The organism is Pseudomonas granadensis (assembly GCF_900105485.1).
Taxonomy (GTDB): domain Bacteria; phylum Pseudomonadota; class Gammaproteobacteria; order Pseudomonadales; family Pseudomonadaceae; genus Aquipseudomonas; species Aquipseudomonas granadensis.
The window spans coordinates 5,730,001-5,748,577 of the sequence record NZ_LT629778.1 but is presented as its reverse complement, the minus strand read 5'-3'; the positions used below and the strand labels follow the sequence as shown (position 1 = coordinate 5,748,577).

The following is an 18,577-nucleotide window of genomic DNA, read 5'->3' as shown; positions in this document are numbered from 1 at the left end:
CTAGTTAGTCGTCTCGACCGGGAAACCTTCGGCCTGCATTTTCTTCAAGACATCCTGCCAGCGTGACAGGCGTTTGGTGTCGCCAACCTTCTTGTTGCCCTTGGCCCCCGGCAGATACAGCCCTTCGGCATTGAAAGAGTAGACGGGCAGCAAATCAGTCCGCTGCGATGCCGGCTGAATCGGATCGATCAGGCTGTCGAGCACCAGCGGCATGGCATCGGGGGTCGCATAGTAAGTCAGGACCATGTGCGCGCGGTTCTGGCGCAGTGCCTTGACGTAGGTGATGCGCAGCTTGTCACTGGAAACCCCGAGGTGGCGCAGGCTGAAATACTTGGCGATCGCATAGTCTTCGCAGTCGCCGGCGCCCTTCCACAAGGCTTCGATGGGGGTTTCCCAATAGTCGACCTGCCGCCACAGGTCGATGTCTTCGACGTAGCGCACCTGTTTGTTGAAAAACAGGTTCACCACTTTCAGCTTGTCCGTTTCGCTGGCTTGCTGCTGTGTTGCCAACAGATTCTGCCAGGCATCGATGCGTTGCTGGCCGGCGCCGAGCGGCCCGTAGAGCGCAGTGGCCTTGCGGCTGATCGCGGAAAAATCCCAATCGGCATGCAGGCCGCCCAGCATGACGCCGGCCAGCAGCAGTGCGCAGCCTGACCAGCGCAACGTCCGAGGGATCGCGAATCGTACCGCCACAGCAGGTTTCCAGAGGGCAGGAAGGGAAGCGTTCGATGTTGAAGCTTAGCCCGCTAAAAAACAATGGCACCATGAGATCATCACTGGCACGCTAAACTGTAAATGTAACCGCGTTCTTCTACACGGTTTGACAAGCTGTAGAGCAATCACTAGTGTCATTTGGATCCAAATCACCGACCTACAGGGTGCGTAGTCGTGACACAGAAGCCCAAACCGCTGCACAGCATTAAAGTCGACGGACCGATTCCTGCGCATCTGGCCCGTTCGGTCATTGAAGAAACGTTGCGTTCGGCGATTCTCGATGGTCGATTGCCCTGCGGTACGGCGCTGCGCCAGCAGGATCTGGCGGATCTGTTCGGTGTCAGCCGCATGCCCGTGCGCGAAGCCTTGCGCCAGCTCGAAGCGCAGGAATTGCTGAGTGTGACCACGCACAAAGGCGCAGTGGTCGCGCCGTTGATTCAAGGCGATGCCACCGAAACCTACGAGTTGCGCATCCTGCTCGAATCCGAAGCCATGCGTCAGTCGATCCCGCTGCTGACCGAAGCCGATCACGCCCAGGCCGCCGCGTATATCGAGGAGCTGGAAGCGCAGCACGATTACACCGAAATCGGCCGGCTCAACCGTTTGTTCCACATGGCCCTGTACAGCAAAGCGCCGAACAAACGCCTGCTGCGTCTCGTCGAGGACGGGCTTAACGAAGAAGAGCGCTTCCTGCGTTTCAACCTTGAGTCGATGGGCCTGGGCAAATTGTCCCAGGACGATCACCGGGCGATGCTCCAAGCCGTGCGCGAGCGTGACATCAAGCTGTCTATCGAACTGCTGGAGCAGCACCTCAACCGCGGTGTCGAGGTCATCACCCGCTACCTCGCTACACCTGCGGCACAAAGCCGTTCGGTTGCCCGCTGAGACCGTAACTCCCGCGAATCACCCGCTTACAAATCCCCAAGCGATCGCCCGCCCCGCGGCGGGCGAGTCCGCGCACCCCCTCGCCCTCTCCTGCGCCGTTCTGCCCAATCCTCACGGCTTGGCACCGACGAATCGGTCATAGCCGTAGCGACAAATTACCCGCACTCTTGAACGGCCACCCCATACAGAACGGGGACGCGCCGACCTGACGGTGCAGTCCCCGCAACAGGAACCTACGGAAGGAGCCTTGTCACGGGAAAAAGGAAGTTCTGGCGCCGGTCCCGGCCAACTTTCATCCCCTATCAATCAATCAATTCTTTTCAATAAAAAGTTGCTTCGAGTGAGGCATTCACTCTTGTTATCCAATTTTGGCCGTTATTGGCTGAAAGGAGTAACTACGCCCAAATAAAACTTTTCCCGAAAGTCTTATTGAAACTTTACGCACTTGAAAAACAACAAACTTAAATTAATTAAAATTGCGCTTGTTAAATGTTTGCTTCCTGTATTAGTTTTTCTTCGCCGAAGTTGAGCCTGGTGTTCGCTTCGGCACGCGGCGCCATGAAGTAGCGCACCGCACAGGCCGCACGCCTGCATAGCAGGGCTTTGCGCAAAAACACGCCGGGCAGTTTGTTTACCGGCACCCAACTTCAATTGATGCGGACACACAACTAACCCGGCGCAGCATTAACTGCGCAATTGCACAAGCAGTTCCATTTCACCCCAATGATTAAGGACGTCATCATGCCTTCCAAGCACCAACTCGCCTTGAAGAAAGTCGAACTCAGCAATCATCCAATCTTTGCCGAGATCACTTCGTTATCAATATTGCGTCGTTTCATGGAAACCCATGTATTCGCCGTGTGGGACTTCATGTCGCTGACCAAGCGCCTGCAGCAGGAACTGACCTGCACCCGATTGCCCTGGTTACCACCGCGCGATCCGCAGGCCGCCCGGCTGATCAACGAAATCGTGCTTGGCGAGGAGTCGGACGATCGCCTGGTCGATGGGCACTACAGCCACTTCGAGTTGTACCTGGACGCCATGCGCGAAATCGGCGCCAGCACCACAGCGGTCGAACGTTTCGTCGCGCTGCAACAGGAAGGCGTGAGCTACGACGTCGCGCTGCGAAGCGTCGAGGTTGATCCGGCCGCCGCGCAGTTCGTCCGCGACACTTTGCACACAGCGCTGCATGCGCCGGGGCACAGCGTCGCTGCGGCGTTTCTGCACGGCCGCGAAAGCGTAATTCCGTGCATGTTCCAGCGCATCCTTGATGACTGGGGCATCGGCATCGAGCAGGCCCCGACCTTTCGCTATTACTTGCAGCGGCATATCGAGGTCGACTCCGAAGATCACGGCCCGGCGGCCGAGCACCTGCTCCAGCGTCTGGTCGACGGCGACCCGCAACGCGAGACGGAGGTCTATGCCAGCGCCGTCGCCGCCGTGGAAAGCCGCATCGCTTTGTGGGACGGCCTGCGCCTGAGCATGCGCGAACCGGTGGCGGAGGTGGTCCAATGAACGCTGCCGACTATCAATCTTTCGCCGACGCCTGGGAACAGCGCGCGACCATTCGCACCCGGCCGCGCCGGGTGCTGGAAGACGACGAGCGCCTGATCTATCCGCTCAGCCGCCAACCCTTGGTGCTCAGCGAAACCTTCCTGCGCGAATGCCCAGAGCAACGTGATTTCGCCCTCGTGCAGACGCTGTACAAGTTCATCAACGATGTGGTGATTTTCGAGACGGAAATCGTCGACAAAACTGCGCGCAGCATCGCCAAGAATCGCTTCGCCGTGGCATTCCCCTTCGCCTGCCGTTACGACGCGATGACCGTGGTGGTCGATGAGGATTACCACGCGCTGGTGGCGATGGATTTCATGCAGCAGACGGTCGCCATGACTGGCATCGAACCGATCCAGCTACCCGACCAGATCGAACTGAGCCGGGCGATCCCCACCGCCGTGGCGTTGGCGCCGGAGCATTTGCGCAGCGCCGTAGAACTGATTTGTGTGGCCATCGCGGAAAACACCGTGACCGGCGATGTCGCCGCGTTCGCCCGCGACGACACGGTCAAGCCATCGATCAAAGGGCTGATGGCCGATCACCTGCTCGACGAGGGTCGCCACTCGAGTTTCTGGGCGCGCATGGTGCGTATCTACTGGCACACCGCGAGCGAAGCCGACCGCGAAACCATCGCGCAGATTCTGCCGGTGTTCATCGGCCACTACCTGACCAACGACATTCAGAAGTCCTTCGACCTGCGCCTGATCGATGCGCTGCCGGTCAGCGAAGCCACGCGCTGTTCGCTCCGGGAGGAAATGGCCGGCCTGGCCTTCCCGATCAATCGCCATCACCCGCTGGTGGGCAATATCGTCAGGTTCTTCCACAACAGCTCGCTGCTCGACGCAACCTGCGTGCAGCACGCCCTGCGCGACTACCTGGTTTGACAAGGAGGTCTTCATGAAACGTCTCGACATTTTGCTGATTGGCGCCAGCCAGGCCATGACCGATCTGGCGCTGGAATTTGAACAACACGGTCACGCGGTGCAACGCAGCGCCGCTGCGCAAGCGCCGGTGGATCTGATTATTGACGACGGCTTCATTGGCGCCGGCGATCGCTGCGCCATCCCGCACCTGCATTTGCGTCTGGGCGTCGGTGCGATTCGCGCCGGTTTGCCGATCCTCGACCTGCTGTGCTTTCGCGGCTCGTCACTGATCAGCCGCGTGCCGATCGGCGATGAGCCGTCAGGCAATGGTCAGGCACTGCGCCAGCGAGTTCTGGCGCATGTGGTCGATGAAGTGGCGCTGCTGGTCAGTCGCCTGTCGCGCGACGGCGACTATCTGCAACAGCTCGCCCCGCTGACCGCGCCGGATTTCGAGCGCATGGAAAACCTGCGCTTTCTCGACAGCCTGGCTTACGTCCATCGACGCAACGACACGGCGAATGCCGCGCTGCTGGAACAGGCACAAGTGAGCGTCATTGAGCGTCTGCAACAGAGCCTGATCCAGCACGCTGAACGGCCGGCGCTGCACCTCGGCGAGTGCGCCATCGGCTATCGCCAGTTGCACGCCCATAGCCGAGCGATTCAGCAGCGCCTGCAAGCGTTGCTGGAGCCGCATCCGCAGCCGTGGATCGTCGCGGTCTGCCTGCCGAAAAGTCCCGAGCTGTTCGCATCGATCCTGGCAATCCTCGGCAGCGGCGCCGTGTATTTGCCGCTGGAGCCGAGCCATCCGTTGCCGCGCCAGCAGTACATTGCGCAAAACGCCGGCGCGCTGCTGTTGCTGCATGACGGCGAGCAACCGCTCAGCGAAAGCCTGGCCGGGCTGGACGTCAGTCTCATCGACAGCGCCGCAGCGGATCTCGACCTGCCGTTGATGCGTCAGCGCCCCGAGCTCGATGCACCCTGTATGGCGCTCTACACCTCCGGTACCACCGGGCACCCGAAAGGTGTGTTGCTCAGCCAGGCCAACCTCGCGCATTTCACGGCGTGGTACGCCGATTACGCGCAGTTGCAGGCCGAGAGCCGAGTGCTGCAGTTCTCCTCGCTGAGCTTCGATTCGTCGCTGATCGATATCTTTGCGACTTTGCTCAGCGGCGCCGAACTGGTGGTGCCCGACGACACGCAACGGCGCGATCCGTTGCAACTGGTGGCGCTGATCCGGCGCCGGCAATTGACTCACGCCTTCCTGCCGCCAGCGCTGTTGAGCATTCTGCCGCTGGAGCAACTCGAAGGCGTGCAGGTGATGACCGGCGGCGACGTCTGCGAGCCGTACGTCATCGAGCAACTGACCCGTCAGGGCACCCTGCACAACCTTTACGGTCCGACCGAAGCCACCGTGCTGATCACCGCGCGACAACTGCAACCGGGCGACAGCAACCGCAGCCTCGGCGCGCCGATCGCCAACAGCCAGGTGTTGATTCTTGATGACGATCTGCAACCGGTGGCGGAGAACACCGTTGGCGAATTGTTCATCGTCGGCCCCGGCGTCTGCCTCGGTTATCTGAACAATCCGCAGCAGACGGCCGAGCGCTATCTGCGCCTGAATCTGCCGGACGGCCAGACACTGCGCGCCTACCGCACTGGCGACATGGCGCGGTGGGGCGAGCAAGGTATCGAATTGTGTGGGCGGCGCGATAATCAGGTGAAGATCCGCGGTTTCCGGGTCGAGCCGGAGGAGATCGAACGCTGCCTGCGCGAGAGCCAGTTGTACCGGCAAGTGGCGGTAGTGATCGACAGTCAGCGCAGGATTCTGGCCTTTCTCGCTCAGCCGCAATCGCCGACTGCCCGCGACGAACTGAAGGCTCACGCCCGGCAATTTCTACCGGACTACATGCAACCGGTGGCGTGGACTGAACTCCCCGGCATGCCCTCCGCCAGCAACGGCAAGGTCGACCGTAAGGCGTTGCTGGAAATGCCCGTGAGCATGCGGGACAGCGGGCCGAAATGCCTGCCGGTCACTGCCGACGAAGCGCTGCTGCTGGAAATCTGGGCCGAGTTGCTGGAGCTGCCGGGCAGCGATATTTCCACCGATGAAAGCTTCTTCAATCTGGGCGGCCATTCGATCCTGCTGTCGCGAATGTTGCTGCGCTTGCGTGAAGAATTCGGCCGCAGCATTTCGATCAATCGCTTCATCGAACAGCCGACCATCGCCAAGCTCGCAACCCTGGTGCGCGGCACCGATGACAGCGCCGTGCTCAGCGCTCAGGCCATGGCTGACGCCGAACGCACGCTGGATATCCAGGCGTTGCCGATCAGCCGCATGGGCGATGTGCACAAGGTCATCGTCACCGGCGCCAACAGTTTTGTCGGCGTGCATATTGTCGAAGCGCTGCTCGGTTGGGGCGCCAGCGAAGTCGCCTGTCTGGTGCGTGACGGTGGCGGGCAAACGGCAGCGCAGCGCTTTGCCCAAGCGTTGCGCGAGAATCGCCTGGAGCACCTGGATCTGAGTCGCGTGCGGGTCTATGAGGCGGACCTCACACGCCCGCAACTGGGCCTGAGCGACGCGGATCATCAGCGCCTCGATCATGAGTTCGGCGCACTGGTGCACAACGCCGCCAACGTCAACCATGTGCTTGATTACGAGTCGCTGGCAGCGGACAACGTCGAGCCGATTTTCGCCCTGCTGCGCCTGTGCGAAGGGCAAAGCAAAAAGGTCTTCAACTTCGTCTCGACATTGTCGGCGTCCAGCAGCGTCGATGACGCGGGTCGCGTGTTGGAACTGCCGGCCGCGACGACGCCACCCATCTACATCCGCAACGGCTACAACCTGTCGAAGTGGGTTGGCGAGCGCATTCTCGAAAGGGCCCGAGAGCGTGGCGTGCGGGTCAATGTGTATCGCCCCGGCAACATCAGTTTCAACAGCCTGAGCGGCGTCTGCCAGCCGCACAAGAACCGTTTGATGCTGATGCTCAAGGGTTCGATTCAACTCGGCCAGGTCCCGGCCTTCGCGTTGAATTTCGATCTGATGCCGGTGGACTTCCTGGCCCGCTTCATCGCCTTCCATGCCAGCCGTTATTCGCCTGACCGTGCGGTGTTCAACCTGCACAACCCCGAGCCGCTGAGCTGGGACGCCTACGTCGCTTCGTTCCGCGAAAACGGCAGCGAGTTTTCGCTGGTCAGCGTCGCCGACTGGCAACAGCAGCTGAGCCGGGTCGACGCCGACAACGCGCTGTTCGGCGTGCTCGGTTTCTACCTCAACGGCTTCGAAGAAGACATCGGCGACATCTCCCTGATCGGCCACGCCAACGCTGAAGCCGGCGTGCAGCAGATGGGCGCGCATTACCCACAGAAATCCCCGGCACTGCTGCGCCGCGGCTGCGATTACCTGAAAGAAATCAACTTCATCTGACGCAACATGAAAGGAGCACCACCATGAGCAATCTGCAACCGGACACCCTGATCAAAAACCCCCACGGCTGCCACGTCGTGTCTTCGGTGCAAGTGCCGGCGGACGCGGCGCAAGTCTGGGCAGTGGTCGGCAACTTTGGCGCTTTCGAGCGTTTCATTCCGGTGCTGTCGCACATCGAAATGACCGGCGAAGGCGTGTCCTCGCTGCGCAAGAAAATCTTCAAGGACGGCAACGTTGTAGTCGAGCAACTCAACTCCCGCGATGAGCAGGCACGGAGCATGACCTGGACGACGATCTACAACACCTTGGGCGTGGCGAATCTGTGGGCGGCGATGAATGTCGAGGCGCTGGGCGAAGGGCAATCGCGGGCAACCTGGACGATCATTGCCGAGCCGGCGTCGGGCGGGGAGGAAGCGCTGCCGGGGTTCAGGGATTTTGTGCAGGGGTTTGCTGATGATGCGATGGGGAATGTTTTGAAGCTGTTTGTTTAAGGCTTGAGTCGGGCGGTGAGTTTTAGACCGCTATCGCGAGCAGGCTCACTCCTACAGTTGACCGGGTTCCTTCAGACAAAAACCGGTCAATTTGTATGAGTGAGCCTGCTCGCGATGAACGATAACGCGGCCTGATTTGAGGTCAGATCTTGAAGCTGTCCACCAACTGCTTCAACCGGTTGGCCTGCTGCGACAACGCATCACAATCCTTCAACGTCTCGTTGAGGTTGGCCACGCTTTGCTGGTTCAACAGGTTGATCTGGTTGACGTCGACGTTGAGGGTTTCGACCACGGCGGTCTGCTCTTCCGTGGCCGCGGCCACCGACTGGTTCATGCCGTCGATTTCGCCGATGCGCTGGGTCACGCTGACCAGGCGCAAACCGGCCTGATTGGCCACTTCCACGCTTTGCTCGCTGGACGCCTGACTGGCATTCATCGTGGTCACCGCTTCACGCGAGCCGACCTGCAGCGAAGTGATCATCTTGTGGATCTCTTCCGCCGATTCCTGAGTGCGATGGGCAAGGTTACGTACTTCGTCCGCTACCACCGCAAAACCACGCCCGGCCTCACCGGCACGCGCCGCTTCGATCGCCGCGTTGAGCGCCAGCAGGTTGGTCTGCTGCGAAATGCCTTTGATCACATCGAGAATGTGGCCGATGTTGTCGGTGCTCGCATTGAGGGTTTCGATCTGCGTGCACGACAGACTGATCTTCTGCGACAGCTCGGTCATCGCCTGAATGGTCTGCTCGACCACCTGGCGTCCGTCGTCGGCCTGCTCGCTGGCGCCGCTGGCGTGTTGCGAAGCATCGGCAGCGTTGCGGGCGATCTCCTGGGTGGCAGCACCCAATTGATTGATGGCAGCCGCGACGCTGTTGGTGCGCGCGCTTTGTTCGTCAGAGCCGACGATCGAGGCGTTCGACGAGGCCATGACCCGTTGCGACAGGTCATGCACATGACGGGTGGCCGAGGACACTTCGGAAATCGACGCGTGAATCCGTTCAACGAATTGGTTGAAGGCACTGCCCAGTTCGCCGAATTCGTCTTTGCTTTCTACCGAGAGGCGGCGAGTCAGATCGCCTTCGCCCTGAGCGATGTCCTGCATCGCACGGCCCATGGTGGTCAGCGGTCGCATCAAGACGTTGATCAACAGACTCAACAGCAACGCAATCGCGGCCACGGCGACAAACATCGCGATCAGCGCCGAGGTGCGGAATTGGCTGAGCGCCGCGTAGGCTTTGTCGTGATCGATCGACAGACCGATGTACCACTGCGCATTCGGCAGGTCGTTGACCGGGGTGAACGACAGAATCCGCTCCTCGCCGTTGAGCACGACGTTCTGGTTGCCCTTCTCGATGCGCACGCTGGTGTTCGGGTAGATGTCTTTCAGGTTTTTCATGACCTGATCCTTGTCCGGGCTGACGATCACCTGACCGTCCGCGCTGACCAGGAACGCATGGCCAAGGCCACCGAAGTCCACCGAGTTGATGATCTTGACCAGGGTTTCCAGACTCAGGTCGCCACCGACTACGCCAAGCAATTCACCGTTCTTTTTCACCGGCATGGCAATGGTCACTACCAGCCCGCCAACCGCGGCCATGTACGGCGGGGTCAGCATGGTTTTATCCGCGACCACCGCTTGCTTATACCAGGGGCGCTGACGCGGATCGTAGCCGTCCGGCATCTTCGCGTCCGGGCGTTGGGTAAACACACCGTTGGCCTGGCCAACATAGGTGAACTGGAAATTCGAGGTGAAGGCCGGCTGATCGACCAGCCCCGGCAGATCGGCGTCCTTGCCCTGATGAGCGACGTTCTGCGCGAGGTTTTCCAGCACCAGAATCCGCCCGCTCATCCAGTTCTGCACGCTGCTGGCGGTCAGATCACCGGCCTGCTGAACGGAAGACTGAAGGTTCTGGCGAATGGTGCTTCGCTGCAGATAGTCGTTGTAGAGCGTGAACAGCGCGAACGCCAGGACCACGACGCCCGAGGCGGCCAGCAGAATTTTATGGCTGAACTTTAAATTCATTTCATGGGACTTCTTATGCCAAAAGTGGGGATGCGTTCCGGATGCAACATTCCATGTACAGCGTAGGCAGCGTTCTTCCGGCCGCTCTACTTTGGTGCACGCATGTCTCACCAGTCTGTCGGCACGCGTGGGAGAAATCTTAGGGTTGCGTTGGAAATGGATCGCGTTTCTGTCGGATTCCCGCCGAACGGCGGGCCAGAGCGGCTGGGGGAAGATTTTTCCGCGCGTTGCGTGAGCAGCGGTTGCAAACTCTGCGATCCTTGAAGACAATGCGACTAATTATCATTTGTGACGTCCGGGCTGTCGCGTTCATGTCCTCCCCCGAGTTTGCGGTACAGACGCTTTATCGTTGTCATCACGGCTGGCTCAACACCTGGCTGCGCATGCGGCTGGGCAACGCAGCGGATGCGGCGGATCTGGCACAGGACACCTTCGTCCGCCTGCTGCAACGCAGCGAACGCCTGGAGCTCAAAGCCCCTCGCGCGTTCCTGCGCACCATCGCTCGTGGCTTGGTGATCGATCATTGGCGCCGCGAAGAAATCGAGCGTGCGTACCTGGAAACCATCGCCGATTTGCCCGAAGCCGAAACGCCAGGCAGCGAAGCCCGCTCCCTGATCATCGAACTGCTGGAAAGCATCGCGCGCATGCTTGAAGGACTGAAACCGAAGGTCCGTCAGGCCTTTCTGCTGGCGCAGTGCGAAGGTCTGACCCACAAGCAGATCGCCGAGCAGATGGGGCTGTCGTTGCGCTCGGTGGAACGCTACGTTGCCGAAGCGCTGTATCACTGTTATGTCTTGCGGTACGCGCACTGATGCCGCTGGACAACGCTGCACTTGGCCGCCGCGCCGAGCCGCCACCGCAAGTGGTCAAACAAGCCATTCACTGGCTGCTGCGCCTGCGCAACAACCACGGCAATCCACGGCTGAGTCGCCAGTGCGAACAATGGCGGGCCGAACATCATGAACACGAACTGGCCTGGCAGCGTGTGCAGTCGCTGCAAGCCGAACTGAGCAGCAACCTGCGTGCGGTGCCCGGCGCGCAAGTGGCGTTCAATACGCTGGAAAACAGTGCGCAAGGTCTCAGCCGGCGGCAGGCCTTGAAGTTGCTCTCAGGCGCATTGCTGTTGGGCTCCGCCGCGTGGCTGGCCAAGGACAGCGGGGCCTGGCAGCAATGGAGCGCCGATTACGCCACCGCGACCGGTGAGCAGCGCGGTTTTCAATTACCCGATGGCACGCGCATCGAACTCAACACGGCCAGCGCGGTGGATCTTCAATACACGGCGCAGCAGCGGCTGATCAAACTCACTCGCGGCGAGATCATCGTCAGCTGTGGCGGCTCCGACGAAGGCGCGCCGTTCGATCGCCCGCTGCGCGTGCAAAGCCGTCACGCTACGTATGCGCCCATTGGCGCTCGCTTCATTCTGCGTCAGGACAACGATTGCAGCCGGCTCACTGTGACCAGCGGCCGCGTTGCCATTGTTTCCGGCGGTAATTCGGTCGAAGCCGTCGCCGGCCAGAGCTACCGCATCGACCACCTGCAGATTCGCCCGGTGCCGGCACCGGATATGGACGCCGGCGCGTGGGTCGACGGTTTGATCGTCACGCGCAATATGCGCCTCGGTGATTTCCTCAATGAAGTCGGGCGCTACCGTCAGGGTGTGCTCAATTGCGCAGCGCAGATAGCCGACCTGCGCCTGTCCGGGGTGTTCCGACTGGAGGACACGGACAAACTGCTGGCGGTACTGCCGCAGACCCTGCCGGTGCAATTGCGCTACCGGACACGCTGGTGGGTAAACGTGGAACGTGCGGTGTGAAATTTTTTGGCGGGTTTTCGCAAGGGCTTCGGCTTAGTCAGTAAGCACTTCAATCCAAGCGTTTGCGACTTCCTACGGAAACCCACAATGACTGTCCGCGCCCACTGTAAGAACTCTCTGAATTTCACCATTGAATCGAGCCTGCTGCAGCACGCCGTTCGCGCCGCGCTGTTTTCTACCGCGCTGAGTGTGGGTGTATTGCCAGGCGTGAGCCTCGCTGCCGACGTCACTGCCGGTGCGGTCAGCCCGCGCTATGACATCGCTGCGGGGCCGCTGGCCGAGGCGCTGAATCAGTTTGCGCGTCAGGCGGGCATCACTTTGTCGATGACCCCGCAACAGACTCAGGGCCGCCACTCACCGGGGGTTAGGGGCGAATATTCCACCGATCAGGCGCTGAGCCATTTGCTCGGCGGCTCGGGTCTGGAAGCGGTCAGCCAGGATGGCAGCCGCTACATCCTGCGCCCGCTCGCCGAGAGCGAAGCGCTGGCCCTGCCGACCACCGACATCAAAGGCTTCGCCCTCGGCAACGCGCTGGGCAGCATGGCGGGCTACAACGCTACTCACAGCCAGATCGCCACCAAGACCAGTACCGCATTGCTCGAGACTTCGCAAAGCGTGTCCGTGGTCACGCGCGAGCAAATGGATGACCAAGGCTCACAGACCGTCTCTCAGGCCATGCGCTACGCCCCGGGCGTGCTGACCAATCCGTATGGCGCGACTCATCGTTACGACTACGTGGCGATGCGCGGTTTCAACGATGGCTCGGTGGATAACATTTATCTCGATGGTCTCAAGTCGATGGGTGACAGCGGTACTTACAGCACCCTGCAAGTCGACCCGTATTTCCTCGAGCGAGTGGATATTCTCAAGGGCCCGTCTTCGGTGCTGTATGGCCGCAGCTCACCCGGCGGTCTGGTCGCGCTGACGAGCAAGAAGCCGCTGTACGAGGCCTATCATCAAGTACAGGCCACGGTGGGTAATCAGGGACAACGCGGGTTCGGTTTTGACTTCAGCGGCCCAGTCGATGACGACAAGCGCATTGCCTATCGTCTGACCGGTTTAACGGATCGCTCCGACACGCAATTCGACCACAACAAGGAAAAGCGCTACGCCCTGGCGCCGACCCTCAGCATCGACTTCAGCGAAGACACCTCGCTGACACTGCAGGCTTATCTGCAACACGACCCGGATGGCGGCTACCATGGCGGCGTGCCGGCGGATGGCACGATCCATCAGCGCAACGGCCAGCGTATCTCGACGGATTTCTTTGAAGGTGAGCCGGGTATCGATGGTTATTCGCGCGACCAGCAATCCTTCGGGTATCAATTCGAGCATCGCTTCAACGACGTCTTCACCGCGCGCCAGAACTTCCGCTACCTCGATTCCAAGGTAAACATGGATCAGGTCTACGCCTATGGCTGGACTTCGCCGACCAGTAACGAGCTGAACCGCTACTACACTGGCGGTGATGAACGCCTGCATGCGTTCATCGTCGATAACATGCTCCAGGCCGAGTTTTTTACCGGTGCGACGAAGCATACGGTGCTGCTGGGCGCTGACTATCAGCGGCGCAAAACCGTGGTCGACTGGACCAGCGGCGGTCTTGCTCCGATCAACGCCTTCAATCCGATGTACGGCAACTCGGTCATCGATATGTACGGCGAGACCAGTTATCTGCGACGCCTGGAGCAGACCGGGGTTTACCTGCAAGACCTGATCGAGATGGACCAGTGGCGTTTCTCACTGGGCCTGCGTCAGGACTGGGTCGAGACATCTGACGAAAACCGCATCGCCGAAGCAGGACGCCCTGCCGGCACCGAGATCAACGATCGACGCACCAAACTGACCGGTCGCGCCGGTGCGCTGTATCTGTTCGAAAACGGCCTGGCGCCGTATATCAGCTACTCGGAATCGTTTAACCCGAACTCCTACGCCGACAGCGCCGGCAATCCGCTGGCACCGACCGACGGCACGCAATGGGAAATCGGCTTGAAGTATCAGCCGCCGGGCACCGACAACCTGTTCACTGCATCGCTGTTTCGCATCGATCAGGAGAACCTCGCGACCAAGCTGCCGCAGGAAAACTTCTACCGCGCGGTAGGGGCTGTTCGCTCCCAGGGGTTGGAACTGGAAGCGCACACGCAACTGACCGACAACCTCAAACTCCTCGGCAGTTACACCTTTACCGACATTGAGTATTCGAAGTCGATGATCAGCACCCTGAGCACCCCAACCGACGTTATCGAGAACAAGGGCAACTCACCGACCCAGGCGCCGCGGCACATGGCCTCGTTGTGGGCAGACTATAAATTCGACAATGCCGCACTCGATGGCTTGCGCCTGGGTGGTGGGGTTCGTTATGTCGGCTACAGCTGGGCCGATGCGGAAAACACCCTGAAGGTGCCTTCCTATACGTTGTTCGATGCCTCGATTGGTTATGACTTGGGCAAGGTCGGTTTGAAAGGCGTCGACGTACGCCTGAATGCAAACAACCTGACCAACGAATCCTATGTGGCTTCCTGTGCCAGCCTGAACTTCTGCTACATGGGCGAAGAGCGCAATGTCGCGGCGACGGTCAGCTACCAGTTCTAACCATTTGTTTCGTGCATGAAAAAGCCAGCGCCTGAGCTATCAGGCGCTGGCTTCGTCGTTTTTGCAGGGGGTTTCTCATGCGTGCTTTTCTCGTGTTGTTGCACCGCTATATCGGTTTGGCGACGGCGGTCTTTTTGTTGCTGGCCGGACTGACGGGCAGCATTCTGGCGTTCAATCATGAGCTGGACGAGTGGTTGAATCCGCAATTGTATGCGGCGCCTGCAGTGGGCGAGCGATTGCCTCCCGGTGATTTGGTTGACGCTGTACAGAAGGCACATCCGACGCTGCAAGTCTGGTACATGGAGTATCCAGACGAGGTCGGCCATACGGCGTTGCTGGCCGCAGTTGCGCGCAATAACCCGGCGACCGGCAAGCCATACGATGAGCGCAATCAGGTGTTCTATCTGGATCCGGTGAACGCCGAGCAGAAGGGTCAGCGCTATTGGGGCGAATGCTGTTTTCAACGAGAGAATCTCATCCCGTTCATTCTCGAGTTCCACTACAACCTGACGTTGCCAGGCAACTGGGGATTGTGGTTGATGGGCTTGGTGGCGGTTGCCTGGGTGATCGATTGTTTCGTTGCCCTCTGGCTGACGTTGCCGCGGGGAAAGCCATTCTGGAAGAAGTGGTCGACTGCCTGGAAAGTAAAGGGCGGACACGCTTATCGGCTCAACTTCGATCTGCACCGCGCCGGGGGATTATGGCTGTGGTTGTTGCTGCTGCCGATCGCTGTCAGCAGCGTGGCCATGAACTTGCCCAGTCAGGTGTTCAAGCCCGCCGTGTCGTTATTTTCGCCGATCGAACCGAGCGTCTACGAGGCGCGAGGACGAATGCCCGCAGATGAACTGGGCGCGACGCAGTTAAGTTATCAACAGGCATACGAAATGGCGTTGCAAGAAGGAAAAAGGCTAGGGCTGACAGCACCGATTGGTGAACTGTATTACAGCTTTGAATACAACTTTTACGGTGCCGGATTCGGGCAGCATGACACCGAAGCGCATGGCAAATCCTGGCTGTTCTTTCATGGTACTGACGGTCGATTGTTAGGGCAGGAGATAGCGGGACAGGGAACATTGGGCGAGCAGTTCTACCGATTGCAACTTCCGATACATGGCGGACGGATCTTCGGGGTTACCGGGCAAATCATCATCGCAGTGTTAGGCGTCATGATTGCAGGCTTGTCGGTAACCGGCGTCTATATCTGGTGGCGCAAATGGCAGGCTCGACGCATCAGCAAGGCACGCAGACCCGTTTGATCATTGAGTTTCCGGGTTGCGGAAAAGACAAAACCCCAATTGCTTTCGCAATTGGGGTTTCGGAATTGAATCTTGACGATGACCTACTCTCACATGGGGAAACCCCACACTACCATCGGCGATACATCGTTTCACTTCTGAGTTCGGGATGGGATCAGGTGGTTCCAATGTTCTATGGTCGTCAAGAAATTCTTTATCTGGCCCGTCAACACGGTAACAAGCCAGCAAAAACAGGAACTTCTACTAAAACAAAACCCCAACTGCTTTCGCAATTGGGGTTTCGGAATTTAATCTTGACGATGACCTACTCTCACATGGGGAAACCCCACACTACCATCGGCGATGCATCGTTTCACTGCTGAGTTCGGGATGGGATCAGGTGGTTCCAACGCTCTATGGTCGTCAAGAAATTCGGGTACTGAGTCGTGACCAGATGGCCTCGCTTCAGCAAATTGGGTATGTGACAGCTTTCGGTGTTTGTGCGTTTCGAACTTTCGGTTCGTTTCGTCTTCACACACCGCAATCTGGTCTCTTCGACTCAAATTGCTTGGGTGTTATATGGTCAAGCCTCACGGGCAATTAGTATTGGTTAGCTCAACGCCTCACAGCGCTTACACACCCAACCTATCAACGTCGTAGTCTTCGACGGCCCTTCAGGGAACTCAAGGTTCCAGTGAGATCTCATCTTGAGGCAAGTTTCCCGCTTAGATGCTTTCAGCGGTTATCTTTCCCGAACATAGCTACCCGGCAATGCCACTGGCGTGACAACCGGAACACCAGAGGTTCGTCCACTCCGGTCCTCTCGTACTAGGAGCAGCCCCTCTCAAATCTCAAACGTCCACGGCAGATAGGGACCGAACTGTCTCACGACGTTCTAAACCCAGCTCGCGTACCACTTTAAATGGCGAACAGCCATACCCTTGGGACCGGCTTCAGCCCCAGGATGTGATGAGCCGACATCGAGGTGCCAAACACCGCCGTCGATATGAACTCTTGGGCGGTATCAGCCTGTTATCCCCGGAGTACCTTTTATCCGTTGAGCGATGGCCCTTCCATACAGAACCACCGGATCACTAAGACCTACTTTCGTACCTGCTCGACGTGTCTGTCTCGCAGTCAAGCGCGCTTTTGCCTTTATACTCTACGACCGATTTCCGACCGGTCTGAGCGCACCTTCGTACTCCTCCGTTACTCTTTAGGAGGAGACCGCCCCAGTCAAACTACCCACCATACACTGTCCTCGATCCGGATAACGGACCTGAGTTAGAACCTCAAAGTTGCCAGGGTGGTATTTCAAGGATGGCTCCACGCGAACTGGCGTCCACGCTTCAAAGCCTCCCACCTATCCTACACAAGCAAATTCAAAGTCCAGTGCAAAGCTATAGTAAAGGTTCACGGGGTCTTTCCGTCTAGCCGCGGATACACTGCATCTTCACAGCGATTTCAATTTCACTGAGTCTCGGGTGGAGACAGCGCCGCCATCGTTACGCCATTCGTGCAGGTCGGAACTTACCCGACAAGGAATTTCGCTACCTTAGGACCGTTATAGTTACGGCCGCCGTTTACCGGGGCTTCGATCAAGAGCTTCGCGTTAGCTAACCCCATCAATTAACCTTCCGGCACCGGGCAGGCGTCACACCCTATACGTCCACTTTCGTGTTTGCAGAGTGCTGTGTTTTTAATAAACAGTCGCAGCGGCCTGGTATCTTCGACCGGCATGAGCTTACGGAGCAAGTCCTTCACCCTCACCGGCGCACCTTCTCCCGAAGTTACGGTGCCATTTTGCCTAGTTCCTTCACCCGAGTTCTCTCAAGCGCCTTGGTATTCTCTACCCAACCACCTGTGTCGGTTTGGGGTACGGTTCCTGGTTACCTGAAGCTTAGAAGCTTTTCTTGGAAGCATGGCATCAACCACTTCGTCACCCAAAGGGTAACTCGTCATCAGCTCTCGGCCTTAAGATCCCGGATTTACCTAAGATCTCAGCCTACCACCTTAAACTTGGACAACCAACGCCAAGCTGGCCTAGCCTTCTCCGTCCCTCCATCGCAATAACCAGAAGTACAGGAATATTAACCTGTTTTCCATCGACTACGCTTTTCAGCCTCGCCTTAGGGACCGACTAACCCTGCGTCGATTAACGTTGCGCAGGAAACCTTGGTCTTTCGGCGTGGGTGTTTTTCACACCCATTGTCGTTACTCATGTCAGCATTCGCACTTCTGATACCTCCAGCAAGCTTCTCAACTCACCTTCACAGGCTTACAGAACGCTCCTCTACCGCATCATCCTAAGATGATACCCGTAGCTTCGGTGTATGGTTTGAGCCCCGTTACATCTTCCGCGCAGGCCGACTCGACTAGTGAGCTATTACGCTTTCTTTAAAGGGTGGCTGCTTCTAAGCCAACCTCCTAGCTGTCTAAGCCTTCCCACATCGTTTCCCACTTAACCATAACTTTGGGACCTTAGCTGACGGTCTGGGTTGTTTCCCTTTTCACGACGGACGTTAGCACCCGCCGTGTGTCTCCCATGCTCGGCACTTGTAGGTATTCGGAGTTTGCATCGGTTTGGTAAGTCGGGATGACCCCCTAGCCGAAACAGTGCTCTACCCCCTACAGTGATACATGAGGCGCTACCTAAATAGCTTTCGAGGAGAACCAGCTATCTCCGAGCTTGATTAGCCTTTCACTCCGATCCACAGGTCATCCGCTAACTTTTCAACGGTAGTCGGTTCGGTCCTCCAGTCAGTGTTACCTAACCTTCAACCTGCCCATGGATAGATCGCCCGGTTTCGGGTCTATTCCCAGCGACTAGACGCCCTATTAAGACTCGCTTTCGCTACGCCTCCCCTATTCGGTTAAGCTCGCCACTGAAAATAAGTCGCTGACCCATTATACAAAAGGTACGCAGTCACCCAACAAAGTGGGCTCCCACTGCTTGTACGCATACGGTTTCAGGATCTAT

The 18,577-nt window shown here is 58.6% G+C and carries 11 protein-coding genes and 3 rRNA genes (1 of these 14 cut by a window edge); 9 read left to right on the top strand and 5 right to left on the bottom strand.

Annotated features, from left to right (window positions below; translation table 11 throughout):
- Positions 1–693, bottom strand: a complete 693-nt coding sequence (lapG, locus tag BLU52_RS25735; protein WP_090288073.1) for a cysteine protease LapG — start codon at positions 691–693, stop codon at positions 1–3.
- Positions 694–888: 195 nt separating this feature from the next.
- Here lapG and BLU52_RS25730 point away from each other — a divergent pair, with 195 nt between their 5' ends.
- The 5 genes from BLU52_RS25730 (at position 889) to BLU52_RS25710 (ending at position 7,934) form a co-directional block, all read left to right on the top strand.
- A complete protein-coding gene (locus tag BLU52_RS25730; protein WP_090288072.1) occupies positions 889–1,599 on the top strand; it encodes a GntR family transcriptional regulator in 711 nt (236 codons plus the stop codon).
- Positions 1,600–2,340: 741 nt separating this feature from the next.
- Positions 2,341–3,114, top strand: a complete 774-nt coding sequence (locus tag BLU52_RS25725) for a DUF3050 domain-containing protein (RefSeq protein WP_090288070.1) — start codon at positions 2,341–2,343, stop codon at positions 3,112–3,114.
- Positions 3,111–4,040, top strand: coding sequence for a diiron oxygenase (locus tag BLU52_RS25720; protein WP_090288067.1), 930 nt, complete (start codon positions 3,111–3,113; stop codon positions 4,038–4,040). The genes BLU52_RS25725 and BLU52_RS25720 overlap by 4 nt, the downstream gene beginning before the upstream one ends.
- Before the next feature lie 13 nt (positions 4,041–4,053).
- Positions 4,054–7,443 carry an amino acid adenylation domain-containing protein gene (locus BLU52_RS25715; RefSeq protein ID WP_090288065.1) on the top strand — a complete coding sequence of 1,130 codons (3,390 nt, stop codon included), beginning with the start codon at positions 4,054–4,056 and terminating at the stop codon, positions 7,441–7,443.
- Positions 7,444–7,466: 23 nt separating this feature from the next.
- Positions 7,467–7,934 (top strand): SRPBCC family protein, encoded by a 468-nt coding sequence (locus tag BLU52_RS25710; protein ID WP_090288063.1) that lies wholly within the window; start codon positions 7,467–7,469, stop codon positions 7,932–7,934.
- Positions 7,935–8,076: 142 nt separating this feature from the next.
- Here BLU52_RS25710 and BLU52_RS25705 read toward each other — a convergent pair whose 3' ends face one another.
- Positions 8,077–9,957 carry a methyl-accepting chemotaxis protein gene (locus BLU52_RS25705; RefSeq protein ID WP_090288062.1) on the bottom strand — a complete coding sequence of 627 codons (1,881 nt, stop codon included), beginning with the start codon at positions 9,955–9,957 and terminating at the stop codon, positions 8,077–8,079.
- Between the two features lie 311 nt (positions 9,958–10,268).
- Here BLU52_RS25705 and BLU52_RS25700 point away from each other — a divergent pair, with 311 nt between their 5' ends.
- The 4 genes from BLU52_RS25700 (at position 10,269) to BLU52_RS25685 (ending at position 15,618) form a co-directional block, all read left to right on the top strand.
- Positions 10,269–10,769, top strand: coding sequence for a sigma-70 family RNA polymerase sigma factor (locus BLU52_RS25700; protein ID WP_090288060.1), 501 nt, complete (start codon positions 10,269–10,271; stop codon positions 10,767–10,769).
- A complete protein-coding gene (locus BLU52_RS25695; protein ID WP_090288058.1) occupies positions 10,769–11,770 on the top strand; it encodes a FecR domain-containing protein in 1,002 nt (333 codons plus the stop codon). The genes BLU52_RS25700 and BLU52_RS25695 overlap by 1 nt, the downstream gene beginning before the upstream one ends.
- A gap of 87 nt (positions 11,771–11,857) precedes the next feature.
- On the top strand, positions 11,858–14,362 hold the full coding sequence (locus BLU52_RS25690; RefSeq protein ID WP_090288056.1) for a TonB-dependent siderophore receptor: 2,505 nt from the start codon (positions 11,858–11,860) through the stop codon (positions 14,360–14,362).
- Positions 14,363–14,439: 77 nt separating this feature from the next.
- Positions 14,440–15,618 (top strand): PepSY-associated TM helix domain-containing protein, encoded by a 1,179-nt coding sequence (locus BLU52_RS25685; RefSeq protein WP_090288054.1) that lies wholly within the window; start codon positions 14,440–14,442, stop codon positions 15,616–15,618.
- Positions 15,619–15,688: 70 nt separating this feature from the next.
- Here BLU52_RS25685 and rrf (BLU52_RS25680) read toward each other — a convergent pair.
- The 3 genes from rrf (BLU52_RS25680) to BLU52_RS25670 all read right to left on the bottom strand — a co-directional run.
- Positions 15,689–15,804 (bottom strand): 5S ribosomal RNA (rrf, locus tag BLU52_RS25680).
- Between the two features lie 105 nt (positions 15,805–15,909).
- Positions 15,910–16,025, bottom strand: a 5S ribosomal RNA gene (gene rrf / locus BLU52_RS25675).
- Between the two features lie 151 nt (positions 16,026–16,176).
- A 23S ribosomal RNA gene (locus BLU52_RS25670) occupies positions 16,177–18,577 on the bottom strand; it runs 493 nt beyond the window's last position.